Annotated in this window: 12 protein-coding genes, 1 tRNA gene and 1 pseudogene; 2 read left to right on the forward strand and 12 right to left on the reverse strand. The window is 38.6% G+C overall.

What is annotated here, in order from left to right:
• Nucleotides 1-106 precede the first annotated feature (106 nt).
• Nucleotides 107-1,638 (forward strand): annotated as a pseudogene (locus tag BUB91_RS21715) (IS1182 family transposase); the annotation flags it as partial.
• A gap of 134 nt (nucleotides 1,639-1,772) precedes the next feature.
• On the opposite strand, the gene BUB91_RS08045 reads toward BUB91_RS21715, so the two are convergent.
• From BUB91_RS08045 to BUB91_RS08090, 10 genes are all read right to left on the reverse strand, one after another.
• Nucleotides 1,773-2,447, reverse strand: coding sequence for an MAE_28990/MAE_18760 family HEPN-like nuclease (locus BUB91_RS08045; protein ID WP_073098721.1), 675 nt, complete (start codon nucleotides 2,445-2,447; stop codon nucleotides 1,773-1,775).
• Nucleotides 2,447-3,556, reverse strand: a complete 1,110-nt coding sequence (locus BUB91_RS08050) for a DUF262 domain-containing protein (protein ID WP_073098834.1) — start codon at nucleotides 3,554-3,556, stop codon at nucleotides 2,447-2,449. Before BUB91_RS08050 ends, BUB91_RS08045 begins: the two co-directional genes overlap by 1 nt.
• Before the next feature lie 1,124 nt (nucleotides 3,557-4,680).
• Nucleotides 4,681-4,755: transfer RNA gene (locus BUB91_RS08055), tRNA-Val, on the reverse strand.
• A 64-nt stretch (nucleotides 4,756-4,819) separates the two neighbouring features.
• On the reverse strand, nucleotides 4,820-6,043 hold the full coding sequence (locus BUB91_RS08060) for a bifunctional folylpolyglutamate synthase/dihydrofolate synthase (protein ID WP_073098722.1): 1,224 nt from the start codon (nucleotides 6,041-6,043) through the stop codon (nucleotides 4,820-4,822).
• A complete protein-coding gene (locus BUB91_RS08065; RefSeq protein WP_073098723.1) occupies nucleotides 6,043-6,873 on the reverse strand; it encodes an energy transducer TonB in 831 nt (276 codons plus the stop codon). The genes BUB91_RS08060 and BUB91_RS08065 overlap by 1 nt, the downstream gene beginning before the upstream one ends.
• A gap of 147 nt (nucleotides 6,874-7,020) precedes the next feature.
• Nucleotides 7,021-7,413, reverse strand: coding sequence for an ExbD/TolR family protein (locus tag BUB91_RS08070; RefSeq protein WP_073098724.1), 393 nt, complete (start codon nucleotides 7,411-7,413; stop codon nucleotides 7,021-7,023).
• A gap of 1 nt (nucleotide 7,414) precedes the next feature.
• Nucleotides 7,415-8,119 carry a MotA/TolQ/ExbB proton channel family protein gene (locus BUB91_RS08075; RefSeq protein ID WP_073098725.1) on the reverse strand — a complete coding sequence of 235 codons (705 nt, stop codon included), beginning with the start codon at nucleotides 8,117-8,119 and terminating at the stop codon, nucleotides 7,415-7,417.
• 76 nt (nucleotides 8,120-8,195) lie between these two features.
• Entirely contained in the window at nucleotides 8,196-9,668 is a 1,473-nt protein-coding gene (gene nhaB, locus BUB91_RS08080) for a sodium/proton antiporter NhaB (RefSeq protein WP_073098726.1), read from the reverse strand.
• A 36-nt stretch (nucleotides 9,669-9,704) separates the two neighbouring features.
• On the reverse strand, nucleotides 9,705-10,931 hold the full coding sequence (locus BUB91_RS08085) for a Glu/Leu/Phe/Val dehydrogenase dimerization domain-containing protein (protein WP_073098727.1): 1,227 nt from the start codon (nucleotides 10,929-10,931) through the stop codon (nucleotides 9,705-9,707).
• A 66-nt stretch (nucleotides 10,932-10,997) separates the two neighbouring features.
• A complete protein-coding gene (locus BUB91_RS08090; protein WP_073098835.1) occupies nucleotides 10,998-12,071 on the reverse strand; it encodes an anhydro-N-acetylmuramic acid kinase in 1,074 nt (357 codons plus the stop codon).
• A 237-nt stretch (nucleotides 12,072-12,308) separates the two neighbouring features.
• Here BUB91_RS08090 and BUB91_RS08095 point away from each other — a divergent pair, with 237 nt between their 5' ends.
• Nucleotides 12,309-13,451, forward strand: a complete 1,143-nt coding sequence (locus BUB91_RS08095) for an acyl-CoA dehydrogenase (RefSeq protein ID WP_073098728.1) — start codon at nucleotides 12,309-12,311, stop codon at nucleotides 13,449-13,451.
• Between the two features lie 74 nt (nucleotides 13,452-13,525).
• On the opposite strand, the gene BUB91_RS08100 is transcribed toward BUB91_RS08095, so the two are convergent.
• Together BUB91_RS08100 and BUB91_RS08105 are read right to left on the reverse strand one after the other, a co-directional pair.
• Nucleotides 13,526-13,828: a hypothetical protein gene (locus tag BUB91_RS08100; protein ID WP_073098729.1), complete on the reverse strand. Its 303-nt coding sequence runs from the start codon at nucleotides 13,826-13,828 to the stop codon at nucleotides 13,526-13,528.
• A 351-nt stretch (nucleotides 13,829-14,179) separates the two neighbouring features.
• Nucleotides 14,180-15,829: a solute:sodium symporter family transporter gene (locus BUB91_RS08105; RefSeq protein ID WP_073098730.1), complete on the reverse strand. Its 1,650-nt coding sequence runs from the start codon at nucleotides 15,827-15,829 to the stop codon at nucleotides 14,180-14,182.
• Nucleotides 15,830-16,101 lie beyond the last annotated feature (272 nt).

Consider the following 16,101-nt stretch of genomic DNA (forward strand, 5'->3'; position numbering starts at 1 on the left):
AACAACTTACTAGCTATTAGCTATATACGGTGTGCCTGTTGCACAAGTTAGCAAAAATTTGACATAGGATTGATATTAATTTTTCATTGGATTCATAACTTTAAGTATGCAAGGCAAAAAGACATATCAAGAAAAGTTATTCAACAATTTCCGTTTGAGTGATCGTGTCCCAAAAGATAATTTCTATCGTCGTTTAAAGAGTGCTATTTCGTTAGATTTTCTTTACTCGCTTACCAAAGGTTTTTATGGTAGTAGCGGACAAAAGAGTATTGATCCTGTTGTTTTCTTTAAACTCTGTTTGGTGGGTTATTTAGAAAACATCATTAGCGACCGTAAGCTGGTGGATCATTGTAGTATGCGGCTGGATATTTTATTCTTTTTGGATTATGATATCGATGATGAGCTTCCCTGGCATTCTACCATTAGCCGTACGCGACAGTTATTTCCTGAACAGGTTTTTGAAGAAGTCTTTACTAAAGTCTTTGAACTGTGTGTATCTAAGGGAATGGTCAGCGGTCATACACAGGCTATTGATAGTGCTCCTGTAAAAGCCAACGCTTCAATGGATAGTCTGGAACTTAAAGTTCCTGAGGAAGAACTGGAGTCTCACCTGCGCAGAGTTCGTCACATTAGCGCGATGGATAAAGAGCAGCCTTTTCGCAAAAGTAAAGTCGATAAATCAGACCAAGGTCAACGCAGCATAACCGCTAATGAACAGGAGCTAAAAGCTATTACTACCCGCAACAAGCGTTGGAGCAAAGATCAGGATCAGCGACCGGGTGCTGGTAACAAAGGCAGTAAATACACCAGTAATAGTGCCTTCCTCTCACTCCGTTCGTCGGAGGCAAGACAGTCTTACCGATCCTGACGCACGCATCAGTGTCAAACCGGGCAAAGCCAGAAAGCTCAATTACTTGAGTCAGCTTAGTGTAGATACGGGTCATCATGTGATCACCGACATTAAAGCCTACCACGCCGATGGTAAAGACAACCAGCAACTGCCCGATATTGTAAAACGCGTCAAGCGCCGCTTGTGGCAGCAAGGTCTAGTCTGGGAGAATTGTGTAGCTGATACGGGTTACAGTAGCGGCGAGAACTATGCATTTTTAGAAGCTCAGGACTTAAAGAGTTTTATACCGCCGCACGGCACCTTTAAGGGCGGTCCTGATGGATTTATGTATGTTGAAGAACAAGATCATTACCTGTGTCCACAGGGTAAGATCATCCCGTTTACTAAGGAGTTTAACGATTACAGAACCGGCACACGCAAGAAAGAGTACCGTTGTCGCAAGCACGTGTGCATTGACTGTCCTATACGCAGCAGCTGTTTAGGCAAAAGCGCTCAGGAAAAGAAATTTAGTGTCACCTATTACCGTGCAGAATACCTGCGCAACATCGCCCGGGTAGATCCCGATAGCTATCGGGACACAGGGCAGGTATATGAAAGGCAAACGGCAAAGCACGGTAGAGCCTGTTTTTGGTACACTCACGCAATTTATGGGACTGCGCAAAGTAAACACTATAGGCTTAAAACAAGCTAACAAGTGTATGCAGCTCTCAGCCATCGCCTACAACCTCAAAAAATACCTCAAATTCACTCAAAAACGGGTAAAAAGCGGAGCAGGAATGCTCAGCTTGTATTTTAGACTAAAAACAACCCCGCTAGTAGCATCTAAAGCGTTGCTAACCTATGTGAACTTCCCAAGTGTATCAAGGATATAAAACTAGAAAACTGCTTAAAAGCGGCTTAGATAAATAGGTTTTTATAGAAATCACGGACTTGTGCAACGGTTACCAGTGTTGGGTGCTGGCTTTTTATAAGTTTCTAAGAGAGCACTATTTTCAATTTTCGTCTTCAAATATTCCATAAGTGAAATTGTATCATTAAAAAATTCTGTAAATGTATCGTAGTCAATTAATTTATGCTCTCCGTGAGCGATATAATTTCGTTCGTTAACCAAATCATTAATTAATGTTTCTTGACTTTCAAAATGAACATCTTTTAAATCCATAATAAATAGGATTTCATCTAAAACATCATATCCTAAATTCGATTTTGTGTTTATAATATTTTTGGTTGGTATGTTGGACTGTTTTTCTGAGCTTGAAAAAATAAAATCGATAATTTGAGTTTTACTTTGTATGCTGTTTTCTTTTAAGGCACCAATTTTCTTTTGTAATGACAGGGCAATAAACTGAGTTTTTAATTCATTATGTTTTAATGCCTTATAGGAAACAAATTCGAGATAATATGAAAGTGATACTTTAACAAAGCCCTCCCAATGTGCATACAAAAGAGGTAAAGTGGCCCTAATCATAGCACTTTGTAAAGGATTTTTAACTGACGGAATCTTATTTTTTAACAAAGTCAATTCCTTTCTCCTCCAAGAAAATTCACCAATAACTTTATCAGATAAAACGTCAAAGGATAATTGATTTCTGCTCATTACTTTCTGAAGAATTCTTTAGTGAATGGAATAATTTTAGGAATTCTTGTTCTTGCATTTGAGCCTGAGCCTGTATACCTTATAAAGGTTTCGTTACTGTGAAGTTCTTTTACTTTGTTCAATAAAAGATTATTGTCATCAGGGAAATCGTATTGCTCAATATTCTCTGCTAATCCAATTGTAACTGCTTCAAATGCAGATTCTAAGAATTTTCCTTTGAATTTTGTTCCATCATATCGTTTAAAAGCATCATCACCCAAAACCTGATTAATTGTGCTAAATACATTCTCGAAATCTATTTTAGCGTTTTCATAGTCAAAATCATCATCCTGTAATATTTTTTCGGTGATTTCGTCAAAGAAGTCACTTAATTCTTTTTTCGTTGTATATTCATATTTAGTTAAGGAAATAAATCGAAGGACTAATTCCAATGGGTACTGCTCATCGTAAAGCCTATCACTCAAAGAAATTGTATTTGCAAAGTTTTCATCATTTGCTAGTTCTTTAAACCACGTAAATGTGTCTTTTTTTATCATAATCATAACACTATTACGTACTTCTTGGTCAGAAGCAAATGAACCACCCGTGTTTAGCCTTTGAAAAACATCAAATTTTGCATTTGTTCCTGAATCACTTAATATAATTGAAAGGTTAAGTTTAGACCTTTTAATAAATAGCTTCAATGGATTTGGCAATTCAAGGTCTTCATCTTTTTCTTTTTCCCAAACCATTCCTTCTAAGTGTGGTAAATATTTTGTTCCTTCTAGCACAAGTCTTCCTTTTTTAGGAACATCTTCAACTTCGGGAAGCTCACTCATAAATTGTAAAAGAGTTGAAATTCTTTGAAGTCCATCTACAACTTCCCAAATACCATCTTCCCTTTGAAATAGAAATATCGAAGGAATAGGAATACCAAGCAAAATAGATTCAATTAGACGTGATTTCTGTGTATTTGACCATCTGAAATATCTTTGAAAATCTGGATTTATTATTAATTCTCCGTTTTTATGAAGATTAATAAGCTCTCCAATAGACATCGGGTAACTTTCTGTCTTAAATTCAGTTTTTTTAGATTCTATTTCTTGTAGTAGATTTTCTTGTTTCGTCATTTGTTTTCTGTTTTTTTTAGCTTGCACCCAACTTGTTATATCAACACTAAATATATACATATCCCCTCAAAATTTACGGGATATCAACACTTTTGAGTTGCATTTATAAAAATAGACCTTTGTTTTAGAAGTTATTTACAGAATCCTTTAATCCCATGATTTAAACTAAAAAAAGGGGATAAATCCCCTTAAAAGATCCCTTTTGTTCGAACCTATTTCCAGTTTCCTTCGGGTATTGTTCGAGAAACACCCCCTTTTACCGAAGCTCTCCCGAAGGAGACCCGAACGAGACTCGAAGCAAACCCCTCTAAAAATCGAATTGCTATGCGAGAGTAGGCTATAGTATGTAAAAGTATGCTGCAGTATGCGAGACCGTGCAAGTACGTGCAAGGGCATGCATTTAAATCAGCTTATCGTATTGGGAATTTTAAGAAATTGCGTTTCTTGAAAAAGTAGCATGGCATCCACAACTAGTGCATAAGAACCGCTACACTGCCGTTCCCATAACGTTAGCATACCGTTACCCTGCCTTTGCTATGCTCTATCCCCGGGTGAAACGCGGGTGAACCTCGGGTGAACTACGGGTGAACCTTGGGTGAATGGAGCTCTGGAAATGTTTAAAATGGAATAATGGCAGCACGGAGTACTCGCTGCAGGTAGTATGGCAAGCTGCTCTTTAAGATCTAACTTATAAAAAGAGCCTTCCCCTATCCTAGGCTGTGCGGTTAAGATAAACGCGTCTTAGCTTAGCTCTGCTAATATAAGGCATTTTTAAGGCCTTGTCAAGAGATGAGCCTACGGATCATTAGACTTTGCTAAGACTTAGGGTTCTCCCTTATAAGGGGGAGCAGGCTGTACCGACGCATAGCACAATACCGGAACAAACGCTGGGGAACACGTGCGGTACTTTAGAGACATCTTCCTACTTGGCATACTCTAAGGTTTCGCTTTGTTCGATATGGGATACACGCTTCAAGCTGATGCCCAATTTGTGTACCAGAATTATATTATATTCTTAAAATCGTAAAAACCCAGATTTTGCACTTGATCCCCCTTTTTTGAGACCAATTAAACCCTTTGGCGATGCCAATAAAAAAAGGCTTCACATTTCTGTGAAGCCTTTGTGGGCAATGAGGGATTCGAACCCCCGACCCCCTCGGTGTAAACGAGGTGCTCTGAACCAACTGAGCTAATTGCCCTTCTCGTTAGCGGATGCAAATATAAACCAATATTTAAGACTGCAAAACACTTTTTTGAAAATAATTAAATTATTTCTGCGACCACAAAAGTACTCCCCCCTATAAATATCAGATCCTCAGCATTTGCGGCTGTTTTTGCAGCATCAAATGCTTCTGAAATTTTTTTAAACTTTTTTCCTTCAAGACTAAAAGCAGCTGCTTTTTGCTGCAATTCTTCAGAATTTAATCCACGAGGAACATCCGGTTTACTGAAATAATAAATAGCATGTTTAGGAAATAACGGAAGAACGCTATCCAAATCCTTATCAGAAACCACTCCTAAGACTATATGGAGTTGCTTATACATTTCTTCTGCAAGCTGCTTCATCACATAAGTAAGTCCTTCTTTATTATGTCCGGTATCGCAAACTATTTTAGGATTACTTTCCTGAATAATCTGCCAGCGTCCTAAAAGTCCGGTATTGGTTGTTACTTTCTCAATTCCTTTAACCAAAGACTCTTCTGATATGCTAAGTTCTGTGCACTGGTTTAAAACTTCAACCGCTCTTTGAACCGTTTTTTTATTTTTAAACTGATAGCTTCCTTTTAACTCACTCTTCAGTTCAGGATAATCAAAGTCTGAAGCATAGCTAATTTCAGCTTCCACCGCTTCTGCTTTAGCATCAAAAACAGAAGTCGTTTCAGTCTGACGCTCACCGATCACAACGGGAATATTCGGTTTTATAACTCCTGCTTTTTCAGCTGCAATTGCTTCAAGCGTGTCTCCTAAAATCGCTGTATGATCGAGACCGATATTGGTTATAACCGAAAGAATAGGAGTGATAATATTTGTAGAATCCAATCTTCCACCAAGACCAACTTCTATAATAGCAACATCTACATTTTGCTCTTTAAAATACTGAAAAGCCATACCTACGGTCAGCTCAAAAAAAGAAAGCTGATTTTGCGCTATAAAAGCCTTTTGCTGCTCGATAAATTGAACAACGAAAGATTCATCTGCGAGATGACCATCAACGCGTATACGCTCTCTAAAGTCTTTTAAATGCGGGGATGTATGCAAGCCTGTTTTATAACCTTGCTCTTGCAAAACCGAAGCCAGCATATGACTGGTAGAACCTTTGCCATTTGTACCTCCTACATGGATGGTTTTATAAGCCGTCTGAGGATTTCCCAAGCGATCACACAGCAAGATAATATGGTCTAGATTTTTTTTGAATGCAGAAGCGCCTTGTCGCTGAAACATAGGCAAGCGTTCAAACATCCAGTGCAGCGTTTGCTGATAGGTCATTATTCTGAAAGACTAAACTTGTACACTATTTTACCAATCTGACGCGAAGGCGCATCCGTATCCGGGTTAAATTTTGTTGCCAGCGCAGCTGCCTTTGCCGGGTCAAGTAAACACCGGCTGTTGTTTGTTGTACCCCGTACACCTGGAGTTGCTTTAATCACATTCCCAGTACGATCTACCTCAATACTTACAACAACAATACCGGCTTCATTACAGTCTTGTACACGCTTAGGCTTACTGAGTGCTTTACGCCCACCTAACTGATAATTACCATCACCATCAAGACCTTTACCATTACCGTAATAACTTGATGCGTTAGGATCTCCATTGGGATCACCTTTATCCCCGGCTTGATTATCATTACCCTCACCACCGGTTGCGGTTCCATTACTTTTAGGCCCATTCAAAATGCTTGACAACGCATCTGTGGTTGATTTGTCTGGTTTAGGATCTGGTTTTTTAGCTTCTACAGGTTTTGTAGTAACTTTTTTAGGCTGTTCGGTTACGGGTTTTTTGACTTCTTTTTTAGGCTCATTTTTGATCACAGGAGCTTCTTCAACTTCTTGCGTAACCACTTCCTCTTTTACTTCGGAAGTTTTTTCTACCTGGGGCTCTGGAGTTGTATTACGAGGTGCAGATTGTACAGCCGCCTGTGGTTGAATAGTACCCGAACCCACATCTGAAGTGCCAAAATTAATAGCAATACCGCTCTCTGGAGGTGGATCAAGATAGTTTAATCCGGCAAAAAACAAAATCACCAGTAACAAGGCATAGAGAATGCTTGTTAAGGTGAATGATTTTCGTTTATGTTTTGTATCTAAAAAGCTCAAGACCGAATTGTTGTTAAAATGTATATACTACAGTGTTTCAAAAACCAAACCCCTTTAAAAAATGCGCTAAGGATTGAAGCGACACCTCCCGATTGTGATTGGTAATCTAGCTGAAAGCCTTACGGCAATAGCCAGAGCACCCCAATACTAATTAGGCCTTACAGCCAGTACTATTTTGTATTTATTACGGTTTGCAATATCCATCACGGTAACAGCTTCTTCGATAGGCACACCTTCTTCCGCTCGTAAAATAATGGTAGGGTCTTCAACACCGGTTAGTTCGCTATTGATAAAAGCCTCCAGATTATTTGGAGTCACCCGTTCTTTATTCACGTAGATATCAAGATCTTTTGTAATACTCACCGAAAGGTTTTGCTGATTACTCGTTTTCCCTTTTGCTTTAGGCAAAATAAGATCTAGCGCATCTGGCGTGATTGCCGGTGAAGTCAGCAAGAAGAAAACCAGTAACAGAAACACAATGTCTGTCATGGAACTCATACTGAATTCTGGACTTACTTTATTTCTTCCGCGTAAGTTCATCTTAAGCAGGTTCGTTTAATAAATCTAAAAAGTCTACTGCGGTTGCTTCCATCTGATGCACCACTTTATCGGTACGCACTACCAAATGATTGTATCCCATATAGGCTACAATACCCACAATAAGACCCGCCACTGTTGTAGTCATCGCTGTGTAAATACCTTCGGCAAGGTTACCCATCTCAGCCTGACCACTACTGGTCGCCAACTGATGAAAGGCTAAAACCATACCTATTACCGTACCTAAGAAGCCTATCATAGGACCGGCACCGGCAATAGTTGCCAATACACTTACATTTTTTTCAAGACGGTAAACCTCTAATCGACCTGAATTTTCGATAGCTGTATTGATGTCTTCTAACGGACTACCAATACGACTGATGCCCTTTGCTGTAAGTCTTGAAACCGGACTGTTTTGCTGCGCGCACAATACTTTTGCACTTTCTAAATTTCCGTTAGCGATATGATCTTTAATTTGATTCATAAAGTTACTGTCCATATTAGAAGCTGCTTTAATCGCAAAAAGGCGCTCAAAATATATGTATATCGCCACAAAAAGGAGTACAAAAAGTACAACGATGATAATCTGACCGGGCAAACCGCCACTCATCAAAAGATCAAAAAGTGAAAGCGTCTTCTCTACCGGTTCTTCTTCGGCAGCAAGAGAAGGAAGTGTTTCTGCACCTTCCTGCAACAAGAGTGTAAGCATAGTTTGTTTTAATTAGTTATGTGATAAACGTGCAAAGTTGTTTAAAATTATATATAACCTTGCACGTTTTAGTTTTTTATAAGAACATATAAACTCCAAGTAAACCAACTCCTCCTAGAACAAGCGTGTAAGGAAACGCCATTTTCACCATTTTCCCATAAGATAGGTTGATTAATGGAGCTAATGAAGAGGTCAGCAAAAATAGGAAAGCTGCCTGACCATTCGGCGTTGCAACACTAGGAAGGTTAGTACCCGTATTAATAGCTACTGCTAAGTGGTTAAATTGCTCTCTGGTGATATTACCTGCATCAAATGCAACCTGAACTTCGTTTATGTAAACCGTAGCCACAAACACGTTATCACTAATCATTGAAAGTACACCGTTTGCCAGATAAAACATAGAAGGTTGTGTTTCTACCGGAAGCGTCAACACATAATCAATAATAGGGGTAAACAAATGCTGATCGTGGATCATTGCCACAATCACAAAGAAAACAACTAATAATGCCGTAAACGGAAGCGCTTCTTCAAAAGCTTTACCCAAGCTGTGCTCGTCTGTAATACCCATAAATGCAGTCTGAACCACAATCAAGAATAAACCAATAAATCCTACCGGAGCTAAGTGTAATGCCAAACTTAAGATTAAGAGAATCGCTGAAATACCTTGAATCCAAAGACCGAAAGTTTCCTTTTTAGTTCTTTTCTCATCAACTTCTGCAGTGTAGTTTTCGATAATTGAACGAGCTACTTCTGGTAATTTATCCCCAAAACCAAAAAGCTTTGTTTTCTCAAGAATAAACGTTGTGATCAAACCACATACAAGAACAGGGATCGTGATAGGCATCATACGCTGGAAAAACTCAATAAAATCCCAACCCATTTTCTCACCTATCAGTAAGTTTTGAGGTTCTCCTACCAATGTACAAACACCACCTAAAGCAGTACCTACAACACCGTGCATAATTAAACTGCGTAAAAATCCTCTAAACTGCTCTAATGTTTCACCACTTAAAGCTTTGCGGTCTAAGACATCATCCCCATCATAATCAGCATCTTCCATAGAATGTATTTTATGATATACACCGTAAAATCCTACAGAAACACTGATCAATACCGCTGTTACGGTAAGCGCGTCAAGAAAAGCAGATAATAGTGCTGCCAGGAAAACAAACAGCATAGATAGCACCACCTTAGACTTGATTTTCGTAAATACTTTAGAGAAGATATACATCAGCATAGGCTTCATAAAGTAAATACCGGCAACCATAAATACTAAAAGCAATACTACTTCAAGGTTTTGGTCTACTTCTTCATAAGCCGCTTCTGGACTTGTAAGTCCCAGAATAAGTGCTTCTAAGGCAAGAATACCTCCAGATTGTAGCGGATAACATTTTAAAGCCATCGCTAGGGTGAAAATAAATTCACCTATAAAAATCCAGGCTGTAATCATAGGACCTAAAAGATAATATGCGAACACATTAAAAACTAAGAAAGCTATCATTGCTAACTTGAACCAGCGCGGGCTACTACCCAAAAAATATTTTAACATTTGTATTTGTTTGTTGGTTAATTATTCATTCTAAAGTTACACCAGCTGTTGTAATGCTATTTCAAAAGCGGTTTTGCTGATGTTGTTTTTATTACTGTTATGATTGTATGTATTCTGAATGGCATTTTTGATGGTTTGAGAAGTATCATTAAAAATAGCTTCATCGGTCATCTGCACCCGTCGCTCCATAAAATAAGCAAAAACGCGAGCCATACCGCAATTTGAAATAAAATCTGGAATTACCGAAACACGCGCATCAGTATGTTCCATAATAGGACCAAAGAAAATCTCTTTATCTGCAAAAGGAACATTTGCCCCACATGAAATCACTTCGAGTCCGGCTGCGATCATGGTGTCTATTTGTGCCTGGGTTACCAATCTTGAAGCTGCACACGGTGCAAAAATTTCAGTTTTGATTTCCCAGATCTTTTTATTCACTTCTTCAAACGGAATTAATTTAGACGCTACTAATGTATTTCCCTCTTTAGCTAAGAACAAATCTTTTATCTCTTCAAAAGAAAAACCTGCTTCATCAATCAATCCCCCAGCGGCATCAATAATACCAACGATCTTAGCTCCTTGCTGAGCTAAATAATAAGCTGCTGCTGCTCCTACATTACCAAAACCTTGAATTACGGTACGTTTACCTGCTAAACTTCCACCGTAAATATCATAAAAATGACGCGCAGCTTCTGCCACACCATAGCCGGTGATCATATCTGCAACCGTATATTTTCTGGAAACATCCGGAGAATACGCTGTATTTTCTAAAACTTTAATCACCCCCTGACGCAGCTGACCAATGCGGTTTATTTTATCTGCTTCAGTAGGTCTAAAGTGGCCGTTAAAAACCCCTTCTTGAGGATGCCAAACTCCGCTTTCTTCTGTAATAGGAATCACTTCGTGAATTTCATCTACATTGAGATCTCCTCCGGTTCCGTAGTAACTTTTTAGCAAGGGAGATACTGCTGCATACCAACGTTCTAAAACACCTTTTTTACGCGGATCAGCAGGATCAAAGTTGATTCCGCTTTTTGCTCCACCAATTGCAGGACCTGAAACTGTGAATTTCACTTCCATGGTTTTAGCCAACGAGATTACCTCATTACGGTCTAATCCTTTCCGCATACGCGTACCGCCTCCGGCTGCTCCTCCTCTTAAGGAATTAATCACCGTCCAGCCTTCTGCTTCGGTCTCGGGATCATTCCAATGAAATACAATTTCAGGTTCTTTAGTTTCGTAACGGTTTAATAAATCTTTCATGAATTTATTTAGAGGGTTGACAAATATAACGACTTAGGTGGTTTTCCCTATCGTTTTCGTATTAATTTAAGGTGAATAGAGTATACCTGCGCAATGATTTTTTGAAGCGCCTGTAACAGAATTCAATACATTTATAGAATTGCGCAAACGCAGAACACCCATAAAGGCAAAAATCAAAGCTTCTTTAAATTCGATGGTTTTCGCATCGGGTATTTCAAGCGTGATTGGAGACCAATGTTGCGTGCGTTTTATTAAGTGTTTATTATAAGCCCCGCCACCGGTAACTAAGACCCTATTTTCGCCATAGTCACTTGCAAGCAGGTTTATATTCGCCGCGAGCTGAATCGCTATATGCTCAGTAAATGTTACGATCTTATTTTCGATAGTTGTTTCTGCTTGATTGAGTATCGGAAAAATTTCACGTTTTACCCACTCTAACCCTAAAGACTTTGGAAAAGACTCGTTGTAAAATGCCAATTCATTGAGTTGTTTTAACAATAAATCATCCACAGTTCCTGATGCGGCTATTGCGCCATCTTTGTCAAAATCAAAACCTAACGCTCGTGTCAAGTGATTCAACACAATATTCGTCGGGCAAATATCATAAGCGATGCGCTTGTCATTTTGCTCAAAAGAAATATTAGCAAAACCTCCAATATTTAAGCAGGCTGCAAAATCTCCAAAAAGCAGTTGATCCCCGATAGGAACCAGCGGAGCACCTTGCCCGCCAAGCGCCACATCTTCAACTCTAAAGTCACAAACAACTAAAGTCTCACAAATCTTTGCCAGCTCTGGTCTGTTCCCTATTTGATAAGTTATCCCCTGATCTGGACGATGCAATATGGTATGCCCGTGAGATGCGATCGCATCAATTTTTAAAGGATTACGCCGTCGAAAAATATTGATCGTCTTAGCAAGATATGCAGTATAATCGACATCAAGCAATTTTAATGCTTCCGCAGATAAATCTACCGCATCACGCAAACGCATTACCCAATCATCTTCATATTCAATAGTTTCACAATCCAGCAATTCATAACTCCAACTTTCTTCTTTTTCAAATCTTACGTAAGCTAGGTCTACTCCATCTAAAGAAGTTCCACTCATCACGCCTAAAAGAGTATAAGAAGTACTATGCATACCCATTTAAATTATGATAATCCTTAATTTTTTGTTCAAAAACTATTAAATATTTAAATTTCAGCATATTTATTATTACTTTTTAAATTTTCAATAAAATAATTAATTTATTTTGCAAAGTGTTATGCAAGCATAGTAAATAGTATCTTTAGGATGCTATTCAAATATCTAAACCTGATTACTGGGTGAAAGGTATTAAGAAAACGATATATTTTTAATCTAAAACTGAAATTAGATATGGATTTTAGCCTGAGTGAAGAACACATTATGATACGTGATGCAGCTCGTGAATTTGCACAAACCGAATTGCTTCCGGGAGTTATAGAACGTGATGAAAAACAACATTTCCCAAAAGAGCTGATTCAAAAAATGGGAGATATGGGCTTTCTGGGTATGATGGCTCCTACAGAATTTGGCGGTGGCGGAATGGACAGTATCTCTTATGTGCTGGTGATGGAAGAGTTGAGCAAAGTGGACGCCTCTGCTTCTGTGATCGTTTCAGTAAACAATAGTCTCGTAAATTATGGCTTGGCTGCTTATGCAAATCAGGCTCAAAAAGAAAAATACTTATCAAAATTAACTACCGGTGAAAAACTGGGTGCTTTCTGCCTAAGTGAACCCGAAGCAGGTAGTGATGCTACTTCTCAAAAAACCACCGCAATCGATAAAGGAGACCATTATATTTTAAATGGAACCAAAAACTGGATTACAAATGGCAGCTCTGCAGACTACTACTTAGTAATTGCTCAAACTGACAAAGAAAAGAAACACCGCGGTATTAACGCTTTTATTGTTGAAAAAGGCTGGGAAGGTTTTGAAATAGGACCAAAAGAACAAAAACTAGGCATACGCGGCAGCGATACGCATTCTTTAATATTTAATGATGTAAAAGTCCCTAAAGAAAATCGCATTGGCGAGGACGGATTCGGGTTTAAGTTTGCTATGAAAACGCTTAGCGGTGGTCGTATAGGTATTGCGGCACAAGCACTGGGTATTGCTGCCGGCGCTTTTGAACTAGCTAAAAATTACTCTAAAGTGCGTAAAGCTTTTGGAACCGAAATTTGCAACCATCAGGCAATCGCATTCAAGTTAGCAGATATGGATGTAGAAATTGAAGCAGCACGTCATTTAGTAATGAAAGCTGCCTGGGACAAAGACCAAGGAAATAACTATGACATATCGAGCTCTAGAGCCAAGCTCTACGCTTCAAAAGTAGCGATGGCTGTTACTGTTGAAGCTGTACAAGTACATGGCGGGAACGGTTTTGTTAAAGAATACCACGTAGAGCGCTTGATGCGTGACGCAAAAATTACTCAGATCTACGAGGGAACTTCAGAAATTCAAAAGATTGTAATCTCAAGAGGCTTATTAGATAAATAATTCAATCGATATTTTATAAAAAAGAGCCGTGATTTCAATCAGTCACGACTCTTTTTACGAATAACTATATCTAATTAGAAACGGTATCCTAATCTAAAATGATAATCTGGAAAGAAGAACACGTTGTCTTCATTTTGATTTTTCAAGTCACAAGCCAAGCCTGCTCCAGCTGCTAGTTCAAACGTAAACTCATTCCAGATCTCTCTGCGCATACCTGCATTTGCTGCGATAGCAAGTGCAGCAATAATATCTTCCTTGTGGTCACTTCCTATAGCAAACCAGTCTGGTTGATAGGTTGTTTTAAAACTTACATAATCTGCCGCGTTATTAGCGATATTTCTACCTTTTCCCGTCTGCGCTTGATGCTGTGATACCAACGTGGTTCGATCTCAATTTCAGGAACAAGCATGTACAAATAGCTGTAGTCTGTCACATACCCTTGTGTGTAACTACCTGTAAGACCTACCTGACTTCTAAACACAACCTCATCAGAAAGCTTTAGTTCATTGGTGAACCAAAGACCAAATAATGTTTCTTGTAGATTCCATACAGATTATTCTACTAATGGTTCAACAGGAGTTTCTTCTTGTGCAAAACTTTGAAATTGGACACAAATAAGCGTAAATACGAGTAGTATTTTTTTCATAATTATGAATTTGGGTTTTAAGCCGACAAAACTAATCTTCAAAAAAACAAATTCGTTTTTATGCTTGTATTTCTCAAATTAACTATTTAGCGAAGTAAACGTAAATACCTACAACAATAAGACATATAATCGCTCCTACTTGTTTAACATATTTATAGGGCTCAATAGAAACCTGCTTGGTATATTCTAAAACAAATGGTTCTTTCCGAGGGTAAATCTTACCAATAACCAACATAATCACAATGTTAGTTATAAATAAAATTGCCATAATATGAAGATAATGAGGATACGCATCCACCTCAACCATTCGTAATGCTTCAACATCTGTAATACCGCTGGCTTTTGCCGCTTCCATGGCGCTAGATCGCATATTTGGACCAATCCAAAACTGACTGATAATATATAATAATGAACCTGAAATAATACCAATTTTTGCTGCAATAGCCGGCACACGCTTCGTTAGATATCCAACCACGATAATCGTAAAAATCGGAATACTATAAATACCATTGATCTCTTGTAAATAGCTAAATAAACTTCCTGCATTTGCAATTAGCGGAGCAATAAACATGGCCGCAAGTCCCAAGCAAACGCCAAAGATTTTCCCATATTTAACTACAGTACGCTCTGAAGCCTCTTTATTGATGTGTTCTTTATAAATATCGATACCAAATAAGGTCACTGAACTATTAAGCACACTATTAAACGAACTCAGGATTGCTCCAAATAATACCGCCGCAAAGAAGCCCATTAAAGGTTTGGGCAGAACCGCTCGCACTAATTCTGGATAAGCCAAATCACTACTAGAAAGACCTCCTTCAAAGTAATAATAAGCAATCATTCCGGGTAAAACCAGAATAATTGGACCCAAAATCTTTAGAAAAGCGGCCAGTAAAAGTCCTTTCTGTCCTTCGGCAAGACTTTTAGCTCCTAAACCGCGCTGTATAATTTGCTGATTGGTCCCCCAGTAGAAAAGTTGTACGAGCATCATTCCGGTAAAAATTGTTGAAAAAGGAACTTCTTGACCAGATTCTCCAGTAGAATCAAACCGCTCCGGATTGGCATCGACAAGCACATGCAGTCCATCTAAAACGCTACCGTCTCCAATAGCCATCAATCCAAATACCGGAATTAAAACCCCTCCAATAATCAAACCTATTGCATTGATACTATCTGAAACCGCTACAGCTTTAAGCCCTCCAAAAACCGCGTAAATAGATCCTATTATTCCTATTCCCCAAATACAGATTACCAGCGCCGTAGTATCTGAAACGCCTAACAACTCAGGCACGTCAAACATTCCACTAATCGCAACGGAGCCAGAATATAAAATCACCGGTAAAAGCACCACTACATAACCTGTGAGAAACAGTCCGGAAGTTATTGTTTTTGTAGTCTTATCAAATCGTTTAGATAAAAACTGCGGCACCGTTGTAAGTCCGCCTTTTAAATAACGCGGCAACAGAAAAACAGCTGTTACAACTATAGAAAGTGCTGCTAAGGTTTCCCATGCCATCACAGATAAACCATCTTTGTAGGCACTTCCGTTAAGCCCTACTATTTGTTCTGTAGACAGGTTGGTAAGCAGCATCGAACCCGCTATTACACCAAAGGTTAAACTTCGACCTCCTAAAAAGTAACCGTCAGAAGTAGATTCATCAGATTTCCTAACAGACCACCAAGATATGAGGGCAACAAGAATTGTAAATGCTAAAAAGGATATTAATGCCATAATCTAAATAGTATAAAAATAACCTCATCGAAACCGTTGTAGTAGGCAATTCTGAAGTTAAATATTTTTCAGGCGCTAAAGTAATGTAATTATCGTGTTTTGCTCACTGATTTTTATGCAAAAACTAACACTCCTCCTAAAAAAAACCTGTGATTTTAGCAATAATTAGATTTTACACCCGTGTTTTTATAAATGTTATAAAAACACGATCAAACGACCAGAATAAGAAAAAACTACAATCGCAAAAAATCAAACAGTTCACAATCAAATTT

This window comes from Leeuwenhoekiella marinoflava DSM 3653 (assembly GCF_900129005.1).
Lineage (GTDB): Bacteria > Bacteroidota > Bacteroidia > Flavobacteriales > Flavobacteriaceae > Leeuwenhoekiella > Leeuwenhoekiella marinoflava.